We start from the raw sequence: 21,969 nt of genomic DNA, 5'->3' as shown, positions 1-21,969 counted from the left end.
TTGTCTGGCTGCGTGTCCTGCTGCAGGTCATGCGCGAAAACGTGGTGGTCCGCAAGGGCGCCCACCAGCACTGAAGTCAGGCGCCCGTCCAGCGTCCCGACAATTCCGGATTGGCGCGGATGACCACTTCCGCCAGGAAGTCCGCTACCGCGCGTATCCGTGCCGACGCTCCCAGGTCGGCATGCATCACCAGCCACACGCCGTTGCTGAACACCTGTTCCGACGGCAGCACGCGTACCAGGCCGTCGCCCACGGCCAGGAAGTCGGGCAGCACGGCCAGGCCGATGCCGGCCTGCATGGCCGCGATCTGCGTGCGCAGGCTCGACGTGGCCAGCGCCACCGGCGCGCCGGGCGCGCGCTGTGCCTGCCATTGCGCGGCCGGCAGGTGCGCATGGGCCTCGTCCCACACGATCCACGCCCGTCCCGCCAGCGGATCGCCGTCGCGCGCCGGATGGCGATCCAGGTAATCCCTTCGTCCATACACGCCATACGTCATCTCGCCCAGCCGCCGCACCTTCAGGTTGCCGTGGCTGGGCCGCACCATGCGCAGCGCCAGGTCGGCCTCGCGCCGTCCCAGCTCCACCGTCGCCGTCGTCGTCAGGATTTCCAGGCGTAGCTGCGGATGGCGGCGGATGAACGCGGGCAGGGCGGGGATCACGAGGTCGGATGCCAGGTTGTCCGACGTGGCCAGCCGCACGTTGCCGGACACGCCCGGGTTGCGGCCGGAGGCGCCCCGCTCGAAGGCTAGCATGTTCTCCTCGACGGCTTCCGCCCGCGCCAGGATCGCGCGGCCCTCGTCGGTCAGGAAGTAGCCCGTCTGGTGGCGGGCGAACAGGCGCGTATCGAGCCGGGCTTCCAGCTCGGCGATGCGGCGCCCGACCGTCGACTGGCTCACGCGCAGCGCATTCGACGCCGCCGTGAGGCTGCCGCCGCGCGCCACCTCGAGAAAGTACTTCAGGTCGTTCCAATCCATCCCTGTTTTCCATTTTTGGAAAATGATGCGCCGATTATTGGTGTTTTCCTCGCATCGATCAAGGAATACAGTATCGATAACGACGCCATCCCGGCGCATCCATCGAAGGAGAACACATGCTACCGAAACGCACACTCGGCACCCAGGGACTCGCGGTCTCGGCCATCGGCCTGGGCTGCATGGGCATGAGCCACGCCTACGGCACGCCGGACGATGCCGAATCGATCGCCACGATCCACCGCGCCATCGACCTGGGCTGCACCTTCCTCGACACGGCCGAGGTCTACGGCCCGTTCACGAACGAGGAATTGCTCGGCCGCGCGCTCGAAGGCCGCCGCGACCAGGTCCAGCTGGCGACCAAGTTCGGCTTCGTCATCGGCCAGGGCCTGTTCCAGGGCGCCGACAGCCGTCCGGAGCACATCCGCGAGGTCGTCGAGGCATCGCTCAAGCGACTGCGCACGGACCGCATCGACCTGCTGTACCAGCATCGCGTCGACCCGGACGTGCCGATCGAGGACGTGGCCGGCACCGTGAAGGACTTGATCCGCGAGGGCAAGGTGCTGCACTTCGGCCTGTCCGAAGCGGGCGTCGACACGATCCGCCGCGCCCACGCCGTGCAGCCCGTGTCGGCCCTGCAGAGCGAGTATTCGATCTGGGAGCGCAACCTGGAAGCGGACGTGATTCCCGTCCTGCGCGAGCTGGGCATCGGCCTGGTGCCGTTCAGCCCCCTGGGCCGCGGCTTCCTGACGGGCACGGGAAAACGCGCCGAGGAATACGCCGCCGACGACTACCGCTCGAAAGGCGACCCGCGCCTGCAGGGAGACAACTTCGACAAGAACATGCAGATCGCGGCGCTGGTCAAGGACATCGCCCAGGCGCACGGAGCAGCGCCGGGGCAGGTCGCGCTGGCCTGGCTGCTGGCCAAGGGCGACGACATCGTGCCGATCCCCGGCACCAAGCGCCGTACCTACTTGGAGCAGAACCTGGGCGCCGCCGACGTCGTGCTCACGGACGGCGACATGCGGCGCCTGGACGCGGCGCTGCAGACGATCGGCGTGGCGGGACCGCGCTACGGGGAGCGGGCGATGGCGATGGTGGATCGCTGATCCGGCACAGCACCGGATTGGCGGCGTCGCGGCTCCATTCGCACCAGCCGCCATCGTAGACGGCGATGCGCTCCCAGCCCATCAGCCAGGCGTAGAAGAACGCCAGCGACGCGCGCCACCCGGTGCCGCAGTAGAACACGTTCAGGCCGGCCCCATCGATGCCGGCGGCGCGCCACAGCGCTGCGATCTCGGCCGACGGCTTCATGCGGCCAGCCGCGTCGTGGAATTCCGTCATGCTGTGGACGTCGTCGTCGTCGCCGGCCCGGCCCCACAGGGCGCCGGGGATGTCTCCCTTGGCGGCGATATAGCTGTAGCCCGACGTCTTGCCGATGAATTCGTTCCAGGTGCGGGTGCTGACCAGCGCGCCGTCCGCCCGCGCCAGCAGCGCGCGCGTGTCGTCCATGTCGAACAGGTAGTCGGGGCGGGCGGGAAACGCCGCGCCGAACGCCGTGGCCGCCGGCCAGGAGCGCGGCGCGCCCCGCTCGAGCGGCCTGCCGCTGCGGACCCAGGCCGCGAAGCCGCCGTCGAGCAGGCGCACGTCGGCCACGCCCGCGTACAGCAGCAGGTGCGCGGCGCGCGCCGCCGCCAGCGGATTGCGGCCGTACAGCACCACGGTGACGTCGTGGCGGATGCCGTGGCCCAGCAGCAGCCGCTCCAGCATCGCGTCGGGCACCTTGTTCCACAGGGGACCGTGCTCGAGCTGCGCCGTATCGAGATAGCCCGCGCCGGACACGTGGCCGGCCGCGAAGGCGGACGCGTCGCCGTATCCCACCTCGAACAGCCGCCAGGCGCCGGCGGGCGCCGCCACGACGGGCGTGCCGGCGACCAGGCCGGCGATCCACGCGGGCGTGACGAGCTGGCGCCAGCGCGGCAGGTCGCGGCGCAGGCCGAAGGGGCAATCGGCCGCTGGGCCGTGGGCGGAATCGGGATGCATGGTCGGGTGGACGGGGATTATACCGGCCTGCGCGCCGGCGCTCGCCGATGCGGCAAGGCCTGCGCATTTCTTTGCCGGAGGGTGTCACAGCGCGGCAGCGCCGTCCGTCTTGTCATGGACGGGGCGGCGATGTCGCCGCCACCGTGTCACCATCAACCATAGGAATTTCAAGCAATGCAACGCGCAAACTGGTTTCACGTCGCGCCCGAAGGCGCAAAGGCGCTGGGCGCCGTCCATCACTACGTCACGCAGGGCACGAACCTTCCGGCCCAGCTCATCCACCTCGTGTTCCTGCGCGTCTCGCAGATCAACGGCTGCGCCTACTGCATCGACCTGCATGCCCGCGACCTGCAAAAGGGCGGCATGTCCGTCGACAAGCTGCTGCTGGTGCCCGTGTGGCATGAAGCGGCCTACCTGTTTTCCGACCAGGAGCGCGCGGCGCTGGCCTGGGCCGAGGAAGTGACGCGCGTCGGCGAGACGCACGCGTCCGACGAGGCTTACGCGGCGGCAGCGGCGGCGTTCGGCGAGAAGGACCTGGTCGACCTGACGATCACCATCGCGGCCATGAATGCGTTCAACCGGATGGGGATCAGCTTCCGCCTGAAGCCGGCGGCGAAGGCCGGAGCGGCCAGCCCCGCCAGTTCGGCCGGCACGGCTCAGAACCGGGTGTAGTCGGCCTCCGCCGCGTCATAGACCTGCACGCTTCCAGTGGCGCTGACCGCGTAACGGTCGCGCACATGCGATATCGCGGGATCGCCGCCGCATCGGGCATCATGGATTTCGCGGGCGGCGAATTCCCAGCGCTCCGCCTTGCCATTGGCGGGCGCATCGGTTTCGCTCGCGAACGTGAGGCAGTCGAGGTCCGCGACCTTGTGCGCCTTCAGTTGCGACACGAGCAGGGCCAGCGCCTGCTGTTCCGATATCCGGCCACTCGCGGCGGCGCGCTTGTCCGCCGACGGCGCGTTGGCACGTGCGGGCGGCTCCGGCGTGCGGGAGCAGGCGACCGCCATGGCGGCCAGGACGAGCAGCGGTACATGCTTCATGAATGACACGAACGGATTCCTTTCTTGGTTTTCCTTGTATTGCGGGTTCAGACCACCAGGACCCGCGCCTGGACGGCGTGGCCCGCCGGGTCGACATGGCTTCCGCCCAAGCTCACGATGTCGTCATCCGAGAAATGAGGGGCCGGCAGGGGCCCGTGGGACCGCGTGCGCCAAGTGTGAAGTCGCGACATCATGCCATCGATTCGGACGGGGACGATGTCGATGCGGTACGAGGCATTCCCGCCGCTCATTCTTCGTAACTGAAGCGGAACTGACCCTTCGGCAGCATCAGGGCCGGCGCTGGCTTCCCGGCTTCGACCATCACCATGTCGGCGGGGATGGCGCCTGGTCCGTCGTCCCGATGGAAGGCCTGGATCAGCCGGCGGCCGCGCGCCGGCAACATGTCCATGGGAACCGGGCGAGGAGCCAGGCCAGCCTGGCGCTCCATCCACAACGGACGCCCTGACGTCGCGTGCATGGTCTCGTCCGGGTGGAAGACCTGCATATCGTAGCTGCCTGCGGTGACACCCGATACGACGTAGCCGCCCGTGGCCGCCTTCAGCACCATCGGCCCGGACGGCGCGTAGCGCTGCATCGCCTCGCGGTAGAGCGGGTTGTCGACGCGAACGTCGCCGCGACCGTACATGAGCGACTGGTCGATCGTCAACGGCTCGATCGCCAGCGACTCGCGCAGCAGAGTGGCGATGGACTTCCAGCCTTCCGCGTCCGCTTCGGGCTGCTTCTTGGCATGACCGTATCCCACATACATGAAGACCTTCGCCTTCGGATTCCTGGCGAAGATGGCTGTCATCAGGTTGCCGAGCGCACCGGTTTCGCGCAGGCGTTCCGCCTCGGCCTGCGTCGCCGCGTCGGGATTCGTGTCGTAGCCGACGAACGACCAGCCGTCACGCAGCGCGCCGCGCACGAAGGCGCCGTACATCGGCTCGCTGACGTAGAAGCCCATGTCCTGGCTGACGGCGGCGGGATGCATCGGCATGTCCGGAACGAACGCTTCGGCCGCCAGGTAGTCAAATCCGATCTTGCGTAATTCATGGGCCAGCTTGCCGGCGAACACCCGGTGAAACGGGACGTGGTGGGCCTCGTTCAGGATCACGACCTGGCGGTTCCTGGCCTCATGCACGATCGCTTCGATCGCGTCCTGGGCCCTTGCCGTCTCCGGAAGCGTGTCCTTGTTGCGGGCGTACTTGTCGGGCGTGCCGATGGCGATGTCGTACCACACGGACGTCAGCGCCGCACCGGTGGCATCTTCGCTCAGCGCCTGCATCGTCCTGAGTCCGTCCAGCGCGCCTCTGTGCTTCTTGAGCCAGGCGCCACGCGCTTCCACGGGCATGGTGTCCAGCGTCAGGAGGCTACCCGGCGCGCCGGCCTGGGCTTCGGCCTCTTTCAGCAGTTTGAGGTAGTCGAACCGTAGTGGTTCCGCGTGGGCGCAGAGCGCCATGCCGAGGGAGAACAGGGCGGCCATGACGCCATTCGCCACACGCTGTTTGCTTCGCCCACCCTTCGTCGCATGCATTGCCCGCCCTCCCATGAAGCTATGAATGATGCCACCGATCGCTGGGGTGCAAACTCTCGGATTATCACGAAATCAGGTCCGGCCGGGCGGAACCGGTCGCACGCCCGCATCGCGCAACCGGTACCAGCCGATGCCGAGCAGTTCGTAGATCGCATACCAGGAGCGGCGCATGCCTTCCGCGCTGGGCACCCAGCCCTGCAGCAAGGGGCCCTGGTCGCTGAAGAACATCGTCGGCGCCTCGACGACGTCCAGGCCGGCGCGCGCGAAGGCGGCGCGGGCGCGCGGCATGTGCATCGCATCCGTCACGAGCAGGATGCGCTGCACGCCGTCCGCGCGCAGCAGCGCGGCGCTGTACGACGCGTTCTCGCCGGTGTCGCGCGAGCGCGGCTCGATCCAGCGGACCGGCACGCCGAAGTCCTCGCGCAGGGCGGCCGCCATCGCATGGGCCTTGGACCAGGCGCGGTCGCCGATCTCCGGGTCGACGCCACTGCTGCCGTTGCCGCCGCTGACCAGCAGCGGCAGCCCCGTCAGCCGCTGCAGGTGCGCGGCGTAGCGCAGGCGCGCGAGGGCAGTGTAGTCGGGGATGTCGCGGCCGCCGTATTCGGGTGCCCGGCGCACGCGTCCCGCCGCCAGCACGACGATGGCCTGGGCGCCTGCGCGCCCGGGCGCGCGCAGCGGCGCCGTCATCGTTTCCAGCGGCGCCACGAACAGGCCGGCGCCGCCGGGCGTCGACAGGAATGCCAGCGCCGCCAGTGCCGTGCCGGCGACGATGCGGCCCGCACGGGGCCAGCGGCGCCACAGCAGCAGGCCGATGGCAATGAGGAGGAACAGGCTGGCGGGAGGAAGAATGAGGTCGCGCGGTATCGCGTTGAGCAGGTCGAGCACTGGTAGGGGCGGATAAGAGTCAAGAAGGCACGCCCTTCGCTGCGATCTTCATCTGGCGTGAGGGGAACGGCATGGTGAGTATAGCGGTGCGCGCCGGTATGCGCACATCGAACGCCGTGTCCGTGGCGAAGGTGAGGATGGGCGGGTGCGGCCAGCCGGGGCGCATCCCGCACGGAGCATCTTGCGGCGCTCGCCCGGGCCGCCGCCGCCGAACGTCGCTTGCGCGAACGCTCGACGGCGTGGTCGTTGCGTCCTACCGGACGATACGCAGCACGGCGTTCTCGCTCATGACGTAGACGGTGCCGTTGGCGTCGACCGCCAGCGCATCGACCTTTCCAAGGCTGCCCGGGGCGCCGGGGCGCACCCCGTACTGGCCGGGCGTGCCGGCGATGAGCGTGTCGCTGCCGTCCGGCGCGATCCTGTGCACGGAATACCAGTTCGGCGTTTCGTGCCAGGCCACGTAGAGGTTGCCGGCCCGGTCGACGGTGCTGGCGACGACCTGTGCGCCGCTGGTGGAGGATACCGTCCGCACGACGCTCGTCGTGCCGTCGACATCCCGCCGGCTCGCCACGCCGGACTGGGACACGTACCAGATGCTGCCGTCGCCCGCCGCGAATCCCGGGTAGAAGGCGCTGCGCAAGTCGGTGACGGCACCGTCCGCCGTGATCTTGCACAGGTAACTGGCATAGCCGGACCCGACGCCGTTCGGGAAGGAGTCCCTGACGTAGACATTGCCGAAGGGATCCCCGACCAGCGCGTCGGGAGCGTAGAAGCTGGCCTGGTCCCCGCTGCCCTTGCAGACGGGATACTGCTTGACTCCGCCCGCCAGCAGGGCCAGGCCGCCATCCGCGTTGACGCGGCTGATCCGGACCCCGGCAATCAGCATGGGGCTGCCACCGAACGCCAGGCCACCGAGGTAGAGCCGTCCATCGGCCAGCCCCGTCGACCGCGGCATCAAGGTGCTGACATTGCCCGCCGCGCTGACCTTGCGGATACGGTCGTTCTCGAGGACGTGGACGTTGCCCTGCGCGTCGGCGGCAAGGTCGTAGGCCGGCAGCGACAGGAACGGATGCGTGCTCGCGCGACGGTCGTAGGTGTTGAGGAGGAAGCGGGCGTTGGCGCCCGCGCCGTCCACGTTGGCGGCTGCCGGGGCGCGGCCGGCCACGGTAGTCACGGTGCCGTCGGGCGCGATGCGGCGGACCGTCGTGTTGTCGGTGTCGGCCACGTAGAGGTTCCCGGACGCGTCGATGGCCAGGTTGCTCATCTTCCCGTTCTGGTTCGCCAGCGGGTCGTTGCCGACGTCCTTGCAGAACGCGGCCGCCGTGCCTTTGCCGTCGTCGCTGCCGCGCCCGTCCGGCTTGCCGGCCAGGGTGGACACCAGTCCATCGGGTGCGATCTTGAGGATGCGGCAGCCGGACTGGGTGCTGGTGATGTACAGGTTGCCGGCCTTGTCGACCGCGATGCCGTCATTGCCCTGGTAGGGCGTCGTGATGGTGGCGTCGCCCCTGAGCGTGCGGGTCGTCACGGCACCTGCGGGCGTGACCACGCGCACGCGCTGGCCGTCGAGCACCTGCAGGTTGCCGCCGTCGTCGATCGCCAGGGCCGTGATGCCGGTAAAGCCGGCCTTGCTGCCGGTGCCGTCCAGCGGGTTGCCGGCGGCGTCCTGTCCCGCGCCGCCTGCGAGGGTCGTGACGACGCCCTGTGGCGTGACCTTGCGCAGGAAGCTGGATTCGCCCACGTACACATTGCCCTGGGCATCGGCAACGAGCGCCTTGATTTGCGTGAAGCGCGCCGCGCTGCCCGTGCCGTCCACTTCCCCGATCTGGCTCCGCGAGCCCGCCAGCAGGGTGCGCTGGCCGCCCGCCGTGGTCCTGTAGAGCGCCGACCAGTCCGACTCGTAGAGGTTGCCGCTGCCGTCGAAGGCGAGGGCGTACGTGCTCGTCAGCGATGCCGCCGTGGCCGTGACGGTGGCGATGGCGCCCGTGGCGACGTTCACCGTGCGCAAGGCGAAGCTGCCGCTGTCGGCGGGGGAGTAACCCTCCCACTTCAGCGTGTCGGCATTGTCGGCGACGTACAACTGTCCGGACGGGCTCATCGCGATGCGCGTCGGATACGCGAGGCGCCCGCCGACGCCGTCGAGATTGCCCGGCCCGCCCACCGCACCGGCCAGCAGGGACAAGCCCTGCGGCGGCGGCGCCACCGCGCTCACGCTCAGCGTCGCGGCGCTGCTCGTCACGCTGCCGCCGGCATTCCGGACGACCACTGCAAAGGCGGCGCCGTTATCGCTCGTCCCGGCCTCGGGCAGCGTGTAGCTGGCCGATGTCGCCCCCGCGATGTCCTTGCCGTCCCGCTGCCATTGGAAGGACAGGTTCTCCCCGCTGGCTTTGACGGTGAAGGTGACGGACTGGCCGGCGGTCACGGATTGCGCTGCCGGCTGCACCGTGATGGCCGGTGCCTGCACCACGGGCGGCGTCGGGGTGGAGCCGCCCGGCGATGTGCTTCCGCCCCCACCGCCGCCGCTGCCGCCGCCGCCACAGGCGGCCAGCGCAAGTGCGACGAGCACGGCGCCGGCATTGCGTGTACGGGGGTAAGCGGGCGTCCTGGTTTCAGCAGTCTTGTCCATCGGATTCCTTCCTGTCGTTGTGCAAACGCGGTGTTATATGTCGACAAGAATAGCAAAACGTGTCGCATGAAATTTCACAAATTTCCACGCCGCAGGCAGAAAGTCGCCGACCATCGATGACGGGTGCTGTCGTCCCATGCTATGTTGCGCGTTTTCCTGCAAAACGATTCACACGATGGGTTTGATTTCCATATCGACGTCGCCGCGTCCTTTTCCCGCCAAGCTGGCCTGCCTGATCGGCGCCTTCATGTTCGCCGTCGCGGCCTGGCAAGGCTTCCAGCGCATGGAATTCCTGCGCGCCGCGGAGACGGCGGCCGGGCAGGTCGTCGGCGTCAAGGCCGCCGGCACGCAGCCGCAGGTCCTGTTCCATGCGGGCGACATGCGCATCAACTACCTGCAGGGCGGCATGGCGCTCGGCTACGCGCCGGGCCAGGCCGTGCAGGTGCGTTACCTGCCGGAGCGGCCGGCCGCCACGGCCGTGCTCGACGACGTCCTGCCGCTGTGGGGCGCCACGGGGCTGTTCGCGCTGCTGGGCGCCGCCGCGGGCGCCATCGGCCTCGTCACGCTGCGCGCGCAGCGCGCCGCACGGGCGAAGCAATAAGCGTTCAGTGCGCCGCCGCCGGCGCCTCGCTGCGCAGGCGGCTGGCGTCGCGCGCCGGCGGGGCGCCGAACAGCCTGGCGTAGTCGCGGCTGAACTGCGACGGGCTCTCGTAGCCGACGCGGTAGCCCGCGCTCGCCGCATCCAGGCCCTCGGCCACCATCAGCCGGCGTGCCTCCTGCATGCGCAGCTGGGTGCGGAATTCCAGTGGGCTCATCGACGTCACCCCCTTGAAGTGGGTATGGAAGGTGGAGCGGCTCATGCCCGCCACGTCGGCCATGTCGTCGATGCGGCATTCCTGCGCATAGTGGGCGCGCAGCCAGACGATAGCGCGGGCGATCGCGTTCAGCCGGCTGTTGGCGCGGGCCATCTGGTGCACGACGCCGTTGCCCGGACCGGTCAGCAGGCGGTACAGGATCTCGCGGGTGAACAGCGGCGCCAGCGCGTCGATGTCGGCCGGGGTGTCGAGCAGGGCGGCCAGGCGCAGCGCGGCGTCCAGCAGTTCCGGCGTCGTGCGGTTCACGCTCAGGCCGGGGCTGTCGTCGGGCAGTTTTTCATCCGACGGATGGCGCAGCGCCAGGTCGGACAGCGCCGTCATGTCCAGGTTCAGGCGCAGGCACAGATAGGGCTTGTCCGCGCTCGCTTCGATCACTGACCCCATCACGGGCAGGTCGACCGAGGCGACCAGGTAGTTGGCGGCGTCGTAGACATAGGCCGTGGTGCCGAGCATGGCCTGCTTGCGGCCCTGGGCGACGAGGCACAGCGTGGGTTCGTAGACGACCGGCATGGGCATCGTCGGCGTCGACGTGCGCATGAGGCTCACGCCTGCCAGCGGCGTGTCGAAAGCGCCATCGCCGTGGGTATGGCGCGCAAGGATGTCGGCGAGTCGTGCAAGCTTTTCCATGGATGTCAGGATAGCAGCATTGGGGCGCTGGAGGGCGCCACGGGTCACGCGCCGGACGATCGTGCAAGCATCCTGGACGTTCCCGCTACCGCGAACAGGGCCTGGCGCAGCACACTGTGCGTCATTCACCACACCAGAGGAGCATGAGCATGACTGCACTGAACGACTACCGACTGCTGGGCCGCTCGGGCCTGCGCGTTTCGCCGCTGGCACTGGGCACGATGACCTTCGGCCAGGACTGGGGCTGGGGCGCGGACGAAGCGGAGGCCGGGCGCATCTTCGGCGCCTATGTCGAACGCGGCGGCAATTTCGTCGACACGGCCGTCAACTACACCAACGGCGCCTCGGAACGGATCGTCGGCAAGCTGATGGCGGGACAGCGCGACCGCATCGTCCTGTCGACCAAGTTCACCATGTCGCGCGCTCCGGGCGACCCGAACGCGGGCGGCAACCACCGCATGAACATGGTGCGCTCGGTCGAGCAGAGCCTGCGCCAGCTGGGTACCGACCGCATCGAGCTGCTGCACCTGCACGCCTGGGACGACACCACGCGGCCGGAAGAGGTGCTGCGTGCCGTCGACGACCTGGTCCGCGCCGGCAAGGTGCTGTACGTCGGCATCTGCAACACGCCGGCCTGGCGCGTGGCGCAGCTGCAGACGATGGCCGACCTGCGCGGCTGGACGCCGCTGGCGGCATTGCAGATCGAGTACAGCCTGGTCGAGCGCAGCGTCGAGCACGAGCTGATGCCGATGGCCCTTGCGCTGGGCCTGGGCGTGATGCCGTGGTCGCCATTGGGCGGCGGTATCCTGAGCGGCAAGTACGGCAAGGCGGACCTCGACACGCAGGGCGAGCGCGAGGTGGCGGCCACCCGCAAGGGCGTCATCGCCTCGTCGGGCCTGCTGAACGAGACGTCGCTGCGCATCGCCGACGAAGTGACGGCCGTGGCGCGCGACCTGGGCGCCACGCCGTCCCAGGTGGCGCTGGCGTGGACGCTGCTGAACCCGGCCGTGACGGCGCCCGTGATCGGCGCGCGCACGCTGGACCAGGCGCTGGGCAATATGGGGGCCCTGGACGTGGCGCTGGCCCCCGAACACATCGAGCGGCTGGACGCGGTCAGCCGTCCCGCGCCGATCTTCCCGCAGCGCTTCGTGGGACAGCCGATGGTGCAGCAGCTGATCTTCGGCGGGGCGCAGGTCGCGCGCTGATCAGGTTTCCTGCGACGGCGCGCGGATCGCCGAACGCACGGCGGCCAGGATCTGGTCCGATGCGGCCGGATCCTTGACGGCGCGCGCCAGCGTGATCGCGCCGACCATCGCGGCCAGCGCCACGAGGCTGCGCTCGGACGGGTTGCTGCGCAATTCCGCTCCTTCGAGGCGCTGCGTCATGCGCTGGACCAGGATGTCGCTGGTCGCGCTGGGATTGCCGCGCAGGCCGAGTTCGGCGCACAGGCTGGGCAGCGGACAGCCTTCGTCGGGCTCGTCGCGGTGCTCGGGCGACAGGTAGCTGGCCACGAAGGCGAGGAGTTCCTCCGAGTCGCGCGGTTCGGGCCAGCGTTCGAACGATTGTTCGGCGGCCGAGGCGAGCGACGCCTCGACGAGCGCATCCTTCGATGCGAAATGGGCATAGAAGCCGCCATGGGTCAGGCCGAGCGCCTTCATCAGGGGGACCAGGCCGGTGCCTTCGACGCCATCCTTGCGGAAGCGGCGCGACGCCTCGCCGATGATGCGCTTTCGGGTTTCTGCCTTATGGTTACTCGAGTAACGCATGTTGTTGCAATTCTGCTGAGGTTGGAGTGGCGGGGCTGTGGAGGACCCCGGAGACCCGAACGCGCCGCCTCAAATTTGGCAACGCGCCGTGTCACGATTGTAATCAATTGTAATGGGTAAGCCACAATTGTACAAATAGATCAGCAGCGAACTGTCGACCCCATGTAACGGATCGAATCCGGAACAAACCCGAATGAAAAGCGGCGGATAAGCGACTGTACCGCACGAGCGTGCGGCAGGGAAGACAAGTGTTGTTGAAGTGCTAAATAAGGAAGGACGGTTGAGGCGAAGCGGGCGCGCCGGCCGGACGCGCCCGTAGCGGATCAGCGGGCCAGGTGGCGGCCGAGGAAGTCGCGCATCAGGCCGGCGATCTGCTCGCCGTCTTCCTCGAGCGCGAAGTGGCCCGTGTCGAGCAGGTGCAGTTCGGCCTGCGGCAGGTCGCGCAGATAGGGCATGGCGCCCGCGGCGGGGAAGATCTTGTCGTTCTTGCCCCAGGCGATCAGCATCGGCGGCTGGTGGGTGCGGAAGTATTCCTGCCACGCCGGGTAGCGCGGCGGATTCGTGCCGTAGCTGTAGAACATTTCCAATTGAATAGCCTGGTTGCCCGGCCGGTCCAGGTAGGCCTGGTCGACGACCCAGGCGTCGGGGCTGACGTTGGTGGCCGGATCGCGGAAGCCTTCCGCATACTGCCAGCGCGTGGCCGCGAGCTCGGTCAGCGGGCGCAGCCTGGCGGCATTCGCTTCCGACTTGTCCTTCCAGTAGGCCTTGATGGGCACCCAGAAATCGTTGTCCAGCCCTTCGTCGTAGGCGTTGCCGTTCTGGACCACGATGGCGCTGATGCGCTCCGGATGGGCGGCGGCCAGGCGGTAGCCGACGGGGGCGCCGTAGTCCTGCACGTAGATCGCGTAGCGGTCCAGCGCGATGCGCTCGGTCAGCTTGTCGACCATCGCGGCGATGTTGTCGAAGCTGTAGTCGAACCGGTCGACGGGCGGGGCGTCGCTCTGGCCATAGCCCGGGTAGTCGGGCGCGACCACGCGGTAGCGGTCCGCCAGGCGCGGGATCAGGTCGCGGAACATGTGCGACGACGAGGGAAAGCCGTGCAGCAGCAGGATGGCGGGCGCATCCTTGGGACCGGCTTCACGGTAGAACACGTTGATGCCGTCGATGTCGACGGTGTGGTAACGGACAGCTGACATGATCGCTCCTTTCGTGGCGGGTGGTGAACGGCGCCAGTGTCGCGCGCACCGCCATGGATGGGAATCGCCGGGGATGGCAAGAGACTTTTTCGCGGCGCGGAAGAAAGGGAGCTCGGAAGGTGAAGGGGGCGGGACTGGCTAGCTCCAGTCGAGCAGTGGATCGCCGCGCAGGCGTTCCACCGCGAGGTCGACGAAGCTGCGCACCTTGGCGGCCGACTGCCGGCCTTCGCGGTGGATCACGTGGATTGGCAGCGCCGGGGTCTCGAACGGTTCCAGCACGCGTCGCAAGCGGCCCGTCTCCAGCAGCGGCACCACCTGGTAGGACAGCAGGCGCGCGATGCCGAAGCCGGCGCAGGCCGCCTCGATTGCGCTGTCGTTGGTATTGACGACGAGGCGCGGCGCGATCTTCAGGCCGAACGTCTCGCCGCCGCGCGCGAAGCGCCATTCCGGCTGCGGCGAGATGCCGCTGGCGGCCACGAGCACGTGGCGCGCGAGGTCGTCGGGTGCTTGCGGTACGCCGTGGCGTTCCAGGTAGTCCGGGGCGGCGCACAGCACGCTGCGCACGCGGCCCACGCGGATCGCCTGCAGGCTGGAATCGGGCAGCTCGCCGATGCGCACGCCCACGTCCAGGCCTTCCTCGACGAGGTGCACGACGCGGTCCAGGAACAGGGTCGAGACCGTCACGTCCGGATGGCGTCCCAGGTAGTCGACCACGATGGGCATCACGAACATGCGTCCGAACAGGGCCGGCGCCGTCAGCATCAGGCGTCCGCGCGGCGCCGCGTTGATGCCGCGCGCCGCCTCGTCGGCCTCGTCGGCTTCGGCGATGATGCGGCGCGCGTCGTCCAGGTAGCGCAGTCCCGCCTCGGTGGCGCGCACGTGGCGCGTGGTGCGCGTCAGCAGGCGCACGCCGAGCCGCTGTTCGAGCGTGGAGATGGCGCGCGTGACGGCCGGCGGCGACATCGCCAGGCGGCGCGCCGCGCCGGACAGGCTCTCGGCCTCGGCGACGGCCACGAAGACGCTCATCAGGTAAAGGCGGTCCATCGTCGATTATTCCACTTCGCGAAAAAGTATTCTGTATTCTACGGATATTCCTGTCGTGCGGTAAATCGGTCATCGTGACGGTCGTCATCCGTTCGCAAGGAGATTCCATGTCCCCAGATCCCACCGGCCGCGCCTTGTCGGCCATCGCCTTCACCCCGTCCGTGCGCCGCGTGCAGGAACGCCACGGCAGCCGCGCGGCCAACGACCGCATCGATGCGCATGCCGGTGCCCAGGACCGCATCGGCCCGGACGAACGCGCCTTCATCGAGGACGCCGATACCTTCTTCATGGCCAGCACGGGAGAGAACGGCTGGCCCTACGTGCAGCACCGGGGCGGTCCGCGCGGCTTCTTGCGGGTGCTCGACGAGCGCACGCTCGGATTCGCGGATTTCGCCGGCAACCGCCAGTACATCTCGGTCGGCAACCTGGAGCACGACGGGCGGGTGATGCTGATCCTCGTGGACTTCGCCACGCGCGGCCGCTTCAAGCTGTGGGGCCGGGCACGCATTGTGGAGGCGGACGCCGACCCCGCGCTGGCCGTGCGGCTGGCGGTGCCGGGCTACAAGGCGAAGGTGGAGCGGGCCTGCATCATCGACGTGGAGGCGTTCGACTACAACTGTCCGCAGCACATCGTGCAGCGCTTCTCGGTGGCGGAGCTGCGCGCGGTCGCCGGCACGCCGGATGGGCGGGCGTGGCTGCAGCACGAGCTCGGATTATGATGGGCGCAGGGTGGGGGCGGCCGGCGTGGGCGCCACGTGCCCGGCGCGCGCCTGAGCCAGGCGGGCAGATGGTGGGCACATGGTGCCCACCCTACGGTTGACGTCGGGGCTTCAGCTCGCAATGCCGCGGCCGGCCGGTCTCTCGTGCAGGCGCAGGTAGTCCTCGCACGCCTGCGCATCCAGCGGCCGGCTGAAATAGAAACCCTGGATCTGGTCGCAGCCCGCCTGGCGCAGCGCCTCGTACTGCTCGGCCTTGTCGACGCCCTCGGCGATCACCTCCAGGTGCAGGTTGTGGGCCATCGCGATGATGGCCTGCACCATCGCCAGCGACTCCGCGCTCTGGTGCACGTCGAGCACGAAGGAGCGGTCGATCTTGAGCTTGTCGACGGGCAGGCGCTTCAGGTAGCTCAGGCTCGAATAGCCGGTGCCGAAATCGTCGATGCTGAGCGTGACGCCGAGTGAGCGCAGCTGGTGCATCAGCTCGCTGCTGCGCAGCGGGTCGTCGATCGACATGCTTTCCGTGAGTTCCAGTTCCAGCGCGCCGGGCGGCAGGGCTGCGTCGCGCACGACGGCGGCCACGGTGGCGACGATGTCGGTGCGCAGGAACTGGCGCGCCGACAGGTTCACGGCCACCGGCACCGCGGGCACGCCGGCGCCGCGCCAGGCCCGGGCCTGGGCCACGGCGCCGCGCAGCACCCATTCGCCGATCTCGACGATGAGTCCCGAGTCCTCGGCGATGGGGATGAATTCGACGGGCGAGATGGTGCCGTGCTCGGGATGCCGCCAGCGCAGCAGCACTTCCAGCCCGGCCACCGCGCCGTCGGCAAGACCGATCTTGGGCTGGTAGACCAGGTAGAGCTGGTCGGTGCCGATGGCCTGGCGCAGCTGGGTTTCCAGCGTCAGCTTGCGCTGCACGGCGCGGTGCAGCTCGTCGGAAAAGCGCTGGATCTGGCCGCCGCCCAGTTCCTTGGCGCGGCGCGTGGCCATCGTCGCGTGGTTCAGCAGCACGTCGCCGCTGGCGCCGTCCTGCGGGAAGATCGCGTAGCCGATGCTGCACGTCAGGGGCACGGTGCCGCCTCCCGACTTGAATTCGCGGTGCACGGCCTGCATCAGCTGGCGCAGGCGGTCGCGCGCGACGGCGTCGTCGCCCAGGCCCGGCAGCAGCAGCACGAATTCGTCGTTGCCCGCGCGCGCCAGCGTGTCGCCGGGGCGCAGCAGGTGCTGCAGGCTCAGGGTGACGGCGACCAGCGCCTTGTCGCCGGCGTGGTGGCCGAGCAGCTCGTTGAGGCGCTTGAACTTGTCGATATTGATCGTCGCGACGAGGGTCTGGATGCTTGCCTTGCCCCAGTTGCCCAGGTTCTGCTCGATCGTGCGCACCAGCGACTGGCGGTTGGCCAGGCCCGTCAGCGCATCGTGGTTGAGCAGGAACTCGACCTGGCCCGCCGCCGCCGACAGCTCGCCGCTCGCGCCCGGCTCGACGTACACGTGTGAGTGGAGCGAATGATGCAGGGACTGGGCGGCGCTGGCCAGCTGGCGGTGGTGGATCAGCTGCTCGGCCATGCGCGCCAGGTCGCGCAGGATGTCGAGCTCGTCCGCCGAGAGCTCGCGTGGCACGCGGTCCAGCACGCACAGGGTGCCCAGCGGCATCCGGTCGATCGAGTACAACTGCACGCCGGCGTAGAAGCGCACGTAGGGCGGCCCCGTCACGAGCGGGTTGTCGGCGAAGCGGGCGTCGAGCGCGGCATCGGGCACGACGAGGGGCTCGTGGTCGAGGATCGCGTGGGCGCAGAACGAGATGTCGCGCCCCGTCCGGTCGACGTCGATGCCGCAGCGCGACTTGAACCACTGGATGTCCTGGTCCACCAGCGATACCGTCGCCATCGGCATCTTGAGCAGGCGCGAGGCCATGCGGGTGATGCGGTCGAAGGCCTCGTCGGGCTGGCTGCCCAGCAGGCGGGTCGCGTGCAGCGCGGTCAGGCGCCGGGCTTCGTCGAGGGGGAGGGATGGGATCTGCATGCTCAGTGTGCGGGGAGCTGTCCTGCGCCTATTCTGCCATGGCCTACCGTGCGGCGCACGGCGCACGAGTTTGCCTGCACGCACGCGCCGTCGTGGCCGTTGCGCCGTGGCTGCGCTGTACTACGTTATTTCTTCGCGGCCATGTCCAAAAACCGGGCTCTGACCCCGGCTCTGACCCCGGTTTGGGGTGGCTCAAGCGCGCAGGCAAGCGACCAGCCAGTCGGCGAACACGCGCACGCGGGGCGAGAGCTGGCGTTGTTTCGGGTACAGCACGGACACGGGAAAGGTCGGGGGCGGCAGGTCCGGCAGCACTTCGCGCAGCAGGCCGTCCGCCAGTTCCTGGGCGATGCGGTAGCGCGGCACCTGCACCAGGCCCAGGCCGGACAGGGCGGCGGCCGTGTAGGCGTCGGCGCCCGTGACGGAGACGACGGCCGGCGGATTGGCCAGGCGCAGGCCCTCGGGCGTGACGAATTCCAGCGGGTAGGGGCGGCCGGTGGCGGTCGAGACGTAGTGCACGGCCTGGTGCCGGTCGAGGTCCGCCAGCGATTGCGGGACGCCGAAGCGCTCCAGGTAGGAGGGGCTGGCGACGGTGGCCTGGGGCAGGTCGGCCGCGCGCCGCGCCACCATCGAGGAATCGTGCAGCGGGCCCGCGCGCAGCACGCAGTCGACGCCTTCGCGCACCAGGTCGACGAGGCGGTCGCCTTCGCCCACGTGCAGCTGGATGCGCGGGTAGCGGGCCAGGAAGGCGGGCAGCGCCGGGAACACGAACGTGCGGGCCAGCGTCGGCTGCAGGTTGACGCGCAGCAGGCCCGCCGGTTCCGTGGCGCGGAACGCGCCTTCCGCTTCGTCCAGGTCGGCCAGCAGGCGCACGCAGCGCTGGTAGTAGGCCTCGCCGTCCTGGGTCGGCGCGACGGCGCGCGTGGTGCGTTCCAGCAGGCGCACGCCGAGGCGCCCCTCCAGGCGCTTGATGGCGTTGGTGGCCGTGGCGCGCGGGATCAGGAGGTCCTGGGCGGCCAGCGTAAAGCTGCGCCGCTCGACGATGCGCACGAACACCTGCATCTCCTGGAACCGGTCCATCTGGGCGCTGGCCATCGCCGCTTTCCTCAGGCCAGGCCGCCGTTGGCGCGCAGCACTTGGCCGTTGACCCAGGCGCCGTCCGGGCCGGCCAGGAAGGACACGACGCGGGCGATGTCGTCCGGTTCGCCCAGGCGCTCCAGCGGTGCGGCCTTGGCCATCTGCTGCACCTGCTCGTCGCTCTTGCCATTGAGGAACAGCTCGGTGGCGACGGGGCCCGGGGCGACGGCATTGCAGGTGATGTGGCGGCCGCGCAGCTCCTTCGAGAACACGCGCGTCATGGCTTCCACGGCCGCCTTGCTGCCGACGTAGACGCCGTAGGTGGGCGGGGCCAGGTGCAGTACGGTGGTCGAGAAGTTGACGATGCGTCCGCCTTCGTTCAGGCGCGTGGCCGCTTCGCGCATCGTGTTGAACGTGCCCTGCACATTGATGGCGAAGGTGCGCGCGAAGTCTTCGTCGCTGGTCTCGGCGATCGTCACGTAGGGCAGCACGCCGGCATTGTTGACGAGGACGTCGACGCGGCCAAAGCGGCCCTCGATGGCGTCGAACATGCGCTTGACAGCGGCGCTGGCCGCCACGTCCGCCTGCACGGCGAAGGCGCGGCCGCCGGCCGCCTCGATCGCGGCCACGACGGCATCCGCCTCGGCCTGCTTGCTGGCGAAGTTGACGGCGACGGCGAAACCGTCCCGGGCGAGACGCTGGGCGACGGCGGCGCCGATGCCGCGCGAGGCGCCGGTGACGAGGGCGACGCGGCCGGCGGTCTGGTTTGCTTGGGTGTTCATCCTGCACTCCTTCGGTTGGTTGACGGTGAACACATGATGATTGATATCGCGAAAAAGATAATCATGAAATCAATAGCTTCAGTATTCCGCTTCGTCCAACAATCAGGCCAGGCATGGGCCTGGCGAGGGAGAGGGGCAGATTCAAGCGGTGCCCACGGCCGAACTCAAGCATTCGGCGAGGATCTCGTCGTCGACGGGCTTGCTGAGGAAGCAGACGGCGCCGGCGGCGAGCGCGCGCTTGCGCACCTGGTCGTCGGGGAACGCCGTCATCAGGATGCAGGGCGGACTGCCGGGGTCGGCGCGCAGGCGGCCGAGCAATTCCAGGCCGCCCATGACGGGCATCTGGACGTCGCTCAGCACGCAGTCGACGCCGGCGAGGCCGGTCGCGAGCAGCTGTTGCGCGCCGTCGTACAAACTGACGCGCCATCCATAGGAACGCAGCAGGGCGTGCATGGCGTCGCGCACGTCGGCATCGTCGTCGACGACGGCGACATGGGGGGAGGAGCGGCGGGAAGTATCCATGGGCGCCAGCATACCCTGCGCCCGTGCGGCCCGGTAATCATACGTAGGTATAAGACTTGTCACGAAGTTTGCGACATGTCAAGCAAAAAGTATTGACACCTACGCTTCGCGGTCGGGCGCCAGCGCCTCGGCCATGCGCACGAGGTCGGCGAAGGTCTTTGCTTCCATCTTGCGCATCGCATTGCCGCGGTGAATCTTGACGGTGATCCCGCTGGTGCCGACTTCGCCGGCGATCTGCTTGTTCATCAGGCCGCGCACGGCCAGGCCCATGACCTGGCGTTCGCGCGGGCTCAGCGTGCGGTAGCGCGCTTCCAGCTCGGCGTGGGAACGGCCCCGTTCGCGCCGGCCGCGGTCGCGCGCCAGCGCCAGCTGGATGGCATCCAGCAGGTCCTGCTCGCGGAACGGCTTGCTGAGGAAGTCGATGGCGCCGCCCTTCATGGCGCGCACCGTCATCGGGATGTCGCCGAAGCCCGTCATGAAGATCACGGGCAGGGCGATGCCGTCGCGGTTGAGCTGGTCCTGCAGGTCCAGGCCGCTGGCACCCTGCAGGCGCACGTCCAGCAGCAGGCAGCTGCAGACGTCGGGCCGGGGCGCCTGCAGGAACTCGGCCACGCTGGGGTAGGTGGCCACGCCCATGCCGACCGAGCGCAGCAGGCGCGACAGGCTGTCGCGGACCTCCGCGTCGTCGTCGACGACGTGGACGAGTTCGGAAATGGCGGCGGCGGTGCTCGGGTTACTGCTCATGCGCGTGCGTCTCCTGGGTGACGGGTAGTTCGACGTGGAAGGTGCAGCCCGGCGGCGTGCTGCGTGCGCCGATCTGGCCGCCGTGCTTGGTGATGATGGAGCGGCAGATCGACAGGCCGAGGCCCATGCCGTCCGCCTTGGTCGAGAAGAAGGGCTCGAACAGGCGCGCGCAATCGCTGTCCGGGATGCCCGGCCCGCTGTCGCGCACGGACAGGCGCACGGTGCCGCCGTCGAACAGCGTGCGCACTTCCAGCCGCGCGCCGCGCGCGCCGGTGGCGCCGGCCGCGGCCATCGCCTGCAGCGCGTTCATGACCAGGTTGATCAGGACCTGTTGCAGTTCGACGCGGTCGCCCACCACCTCGGGCAGGCCGGGCGCCAGGTCCACGCGCAGCTCGAGGGGACTGCGTTCCAGCTCGCGCTGCAGCAGCTCCAGCGTTTCCTCGACCAGCGCGTTCAGGTCGAGGGGCCGGTGTTCGGGGTCGGCGCGGCGCGCCAGCGCGCGGATGCGGCGGATGACTTGTCCGGCGCGCTCGCTGGCCTGGACGATGCCGTCCAGCGCGGCCATGGCCTCGGGCAGGTCCGGCTCGGGCCGCGCCAGCCAGCGCCGCGCCGCCTTGGCGTTGGCGAGGATCGCCGTCAAGGGCTGGTTGACCTCGTGCGCGACCGAGGCCGCCAGCTCCCCCAGCGTGCTGACGCGCGCCGCGTGCGCCAGCTGGATCTGCGAGCGGTGCAGCTGCTCCTCGCTCTCGACGCGCTCGGTGATGTCGGTGATGGCGCCCAGGTACTCGCAGTCGCCGTACTCGTCGCGCGAGACCTCGGCCAGCACGTGCACGTGGCGCAGCAGGCCGCCCGGCAGCAGCAGGCGGTGGGCGAAGTCGATCTGGCCCTCGCAGGCCAGCGCGCGCCCGAACGCGGCGCGCACGGCGGCGCGGTCTTCCGGCAGCGTGCGCTCCAGGATGCGCTCCATGCTCGGCGCCGCGTCGCCGCCGTAGCCGAAGATGCGGGCCGCTTCCTCCGACCACACCATCGACCCGTCCGGCACCTTGATGCCGAAGCTGCCGGTACGCGTCAGGCGCTGGGCGCCGGCCAGGAAGGCCTCGCTGCGGCGCAGCGCTTCCTGGCGCTGGCGCAGCCGGTCCAGCGTGTCCTGGCACTTGATGGCCAGCCAGGTGGCGATGCCGATGGCGCCGATGCTCACCAGCGCCCGCCCGGCCGGCGAAGGATGCACCGTGAAGCCGTGCGCGATCAGGTAGGCGCTCATCGTCAGCAGCACGCAGGCCACGCTCAGCGCAAGCGCGGCGGTGCGCGGCCAGATCGACGCCGCCAGCATCAGCACGACGATGTACATCACCGCGATGGCCGTATCGAGGCGCGTGAAGGCGTCGATCGCGAAGATCGCGACGGTGAGCAGGAGCAGGAGGGCGGTGTGCGCGGGATAGCCTTGGCGTCGGGGCATGGTGATATAGACAAGCTGCGGATTTGCGCGAGCTTACACCCCTTCGATAT

General features: G+C 69.3%; 21 protein-coding genes. 5 read left to right on the top strand and 16 right to left on the bottom strand.

Annotated elements, in window-relative coordinates:
• Positions 1 to 76: 76 nt before the first annotated feature.
• On the bottom strand, positions 77 to 973 hold the full coding sequence (locus ACI1V7_RS23470) for a LysR family transcriptional regulator (protein ID WP_404534326.1): 897 nt from the start codon (positions 971 to 973) through the stop codon (positions 77 to 79).
• Positions 974 to 1,089: 116 nt separating this feature from the next.
• Here ACI1V7_RS23470 and ACI1V7_RS23465 point away from each other — a divergent pair, with 116 nt between their 5' ends.
• Complete coding sequence (locus tag ACI1V7_RS23465) at positions 1,090 to 2,079, top strand: aldo/keto reductase (protein WP_404534325.1); 990 nt, start codon at positions 1,090 to 1,092, stop codon at positions 2,077 to 2,079.
• Here the strand turns inward: ACI1V7_RS23465 and ACI1V7_RS23460 are convergent.
• Positions 1,979 to 3,013: a sulfurtransferase gene (locus tag ACI1V7_RS23460; RefSeq protein ID WP_404534324.1), complete on the bottom strand. Its 1,035-nt coding sequence runs from the start codon at positions 3,011 to 3,013 to the stop codon at positions 1,979 to 1,981. The two genes, ACI1V7_RS23465 and ACI1V7_RS23460, sit on opposite strands and share 101 nt — an antisense overlap.
• 174 nt (positions 3,014 to 3,187) lie before the next feature.
• Here ACI1V7_RS23460 and ACI1V7_RS23455 point away from each other — a divergent pair, with 174 nt between their 5' ends.
• A complete protein-coding gene (locus ACI1V7_RS23455; RefSeq protein ID WP_404534323.1) occupies positions 3,188 to 3,685 on the top strand; it encodes a carboxymuconolactone decarboxylase family protein in 498 nt (165 codons plus the stop codon).
• On the opposite strand, the gene ACI1V7_RS23450 is transcribed toward ACI1V7_RS23455, so the two are convergent.
• From ACI1V7_RS23450 to ACI1V7_RS23435, 4 genes are all read right to left on the bottom strand, one after another.
• Positions 3,670 to 4,065 carry a flagellar basal body L-ring protein FlgH gene (locus ACI1V7_RS23450; protein WP_404534322.1) on the bottom strand — a complete coding sequence of 132 codons (396 nt, stop codon included), beginning with the start codon at positions 4,063 to 4,065 and terminating at the stop codon, positions 3,670 to 3,672. The genes ACI1V7_RS23455 and ACI1V7_RS23450 overlap by 16 nt on opposite strands.
• A 238-nt stretch (positions 4,066 to 4,303) precedes the next feature.
• Entirely contained in the window at positions 4,304 to 5,539 is a 1,236-nt protein-coding gene (locus tag ACI1V7_RS23445) for a hypothetical protein (protein ID WP_404534321.1), read from the bottom strand.
• A 123-nt stretch (positions 5,540 to 5,662) separates the two neighbouring features.
• Entirely contained in the window at positions 5,663 to 6,475 is an 813-nt protein-coding gene (locus ACI1V7_RS23440; RefSeq protein ID WP_404534320.1) for a YdcF family protein, read from the bottom strand.
• 253 nt (positions 6,476 to 6,728) lie between these two features.
• Positions 6,729 to 9,098 (bottom strand): NHL domain-containing protein, encoded by a 2,370-nt coding sequence (locus ACI1V7_RS23435; RefSeq protein ID WP_404534319.1) that lies wholly within the window; start codon positions 9,096 to 9,098, stop codon positions 6,729 to 6,731.
• Positions 9,099 to 9,273: 175 nt separating this feature from the next.
• Between ACI1V7_RS23435 and ACI1V7_RS23430 the strand changes: the two genes are divergently transcribed.
• Positions 9,274 to 9,699: a DUF3592 domain-containing protein gene (locus ACI1V7_RS23430; protein ID WP_404534318.1), complete on the top strand. Its 426-nt coding sequence runs from the start codon at positions 9,274 to 9,276 to the stop codon at positions 9,697 to 9,699.
• Positions 9,700 to 9,703: 4 nt separating this feature from the next.
• Here the strand turns inward: ACI1V7_RS23430 and ACI1V7_RS23425 are convergent, their stop codons facing one another.
• On the bottom strand, positions 9,704 to 10,600 hold the full coding sequence (locus ACI1V7_RS23425; RefSeq protein WP_404534317.1) for an AraC family transcriptional regulator: 897 nt from the start codon (positions 10,598 to 10,600) through the stop codon (positions 9,704 to 9,706).
• 149 nt (positions 10,601 to 10,749) lie between these two features.
• On the opposite strand from ACI1V7_RS23425, the gene ACI1V7_RS23420 reads away from it, so the two are divergent.
• Positions 10,750 to 11,805 carry an aldo/keto reductase gene (locus tag ACI1V7_RS23420; RefSeq protein WP_404534316.1) on the top strand — a complete coding sequence of 352 codons (1,056 nt, stop codon included), beginning with the start codon at positions 10,750 to 10,752 and terminating at the stop codon, positions 11,803 to 11,805.
• Here the strand turns inward: ACI1V7_RS23420 and ACI1V7_RS23415 are convergent, their stop codons facing one another.
• From ACI1V7_RS23415 to ACI1V7_RS23405, 3 genes are all read right to left on the bottom strand, one after another.
• Positions 11,806 to 12,366 (bottom strand): TetR/AcrR family transcriptional regulator, encoded by a 561-nt coding sequence (locus ACI1V7_RS23415; RefSeq protein ID WP_404534315.1) that lies wholly within the window; start codon positions 12,364 to 12,366, stop codon positions 11,806 to 11,808. It abuts the gene before it with no gap.
• A gap of 323 nt (positions 12,367 to 12,689) precedes the next feature.
• Positions 12,690 to 13,562, bottom strand: coding sequence for an alpha/beta fold hydrolase (locus tag ACI1V7_RS23410; protein WP_404534314.1), 873 nt, complete (start codon positions 13,560 to 13,562; stop codon positions 12,690 to 12,692).
• A 138-nt stretch (positions 13,563 to 13,700) separates the two neighbouring features.
• Positions 13,701 to 14,606, bottom strand: a complete 906-nt coding sequence (locus ACI1V7_RS23405; protein ID WP_404534313.1) for a LysR family transcriptional regulator — start codon at positions 14,604 to 14,606, stop codon at positions 13,701 to 13,703.
• A 107-nt stretch (positions 14,607 to 14,713) separates the two neighbouring features.
• Between ACI1V7_RS23405 and ACI1V7_RS23400 the strand changes: the two genes are divergently transcribed.
• Positions 14,714 to 15,325, top strand: coding sequence for a pyridoxamine 5'-phosphate oxidase family protein (locus ACI1V7_RS23400; protein ID WP_404534312.1), 612 nt, complete (start codon positions 14,714 to 14,716; stop codon positions 15,323 to 15,325).
• Positions 15,326 to 15,436: 111 nt separating this feature from the next.
• On the opposite strand, the gene ACI1V7_RS23395 is transcribed toward ACI1V7_RS23400, so the two are convergent.
• From ACI1V7_RS23395 to ACI1V7_RS23370, 6 genes are all read right to left on the bottom strand, one after another.
• The gene (locus ACI1V7_RS23395; RefSeq protein WP_404534311.1) at positions 15,437 to 17,341 is read right to left on the bottom strand and encodes a putative bifunctional diguanylate cyclase/phosphodiesterase; all 1,905 of its coding nucleotides are present in this window, start codon (positions 17,339 to 17,341) and stop codon (positions 15,437 to 15,439) included.
• A 192-nt stretch (positions 17,342 to 17,533) separates the two neighbouring features.
• A complete protein-coding gene (locus tag ACI1V7_RS23390; protein WP_404534596.1) occupies positions 17,534 to 18,418 on the bottom strand; it encodes a LysR family transcriptional regulator in 885 nt (294 codons plus the stop codon).
• Positions 18,419 to 18,444: 26 nt separating this feature from the next.
• Positions 18,445 to 19,197, bottom strand: coding sequence for an SDR family oxidoreductase (locus tag ACI1V7_RS23385; RefSeq protein WP_404534310.1), 753 nt, complete (start codon positions 19,195 to 19,197; stop codon positions 18,445 to 18,447).
• A 141-nt stretch (positions 19,198 to 19,338) separates the two neighbouring features.
• Positions 19,339 to 19,719 carry a response regulator gene (locus ACI1V7_RS23380; RefSeq protein WP_404534309.1) on the bottom strand — a complete coding sequence of 127 codons (381 nt, stop codon included), beginning with the start codon at positions 19,717 to 19,719 and terminating at the stop codon, positions 19,339 to 19,341.
• A 99-nt stretch (positions 19,720 to 19,818) separates the two neighbouring features.
• Complete coding sequence (locus ACI1V7_RS23375) at positions 19,819 to 20,463, bottom strand: response regulator transcription factor (protein WP_404534308.1); 645 nt, start codon at positions 20,461 to 20,463, stop codon at positions 19,819 to 19,821.
• The gene (locus ACI1V7_RS23370) at positions 20,453 to 21,919 is read right to left on the bottom strand and encodes a sensor histidine kinase (protein WP_404534307.1); all 1,467 of its coding nucleotides are present in this window, start codon (positions 21,917 to 21,919) and stop codon (positions 20,453 to 20,455) included. The genes ACI1V7_RS23375 and ACI1V7_RS23370 overlap by 11 nt, the downstream gene beginning before the upstream one ends.
• Positions 21,920 to 21,969 lie beyond the last annotated feature (50 nt).

The organism is Massilia paldalensis (assembly GCF_044901715.1).
GTDB lineage: Bacteria > Pseudomonadota > Gammaproteobacteria > Burkholderiales > Burkholderiaceae_D > Telluria > Telluria paldalensis.
This window is presented reverse-complemented; position numbering and strand designations above follow the sequence as displayed.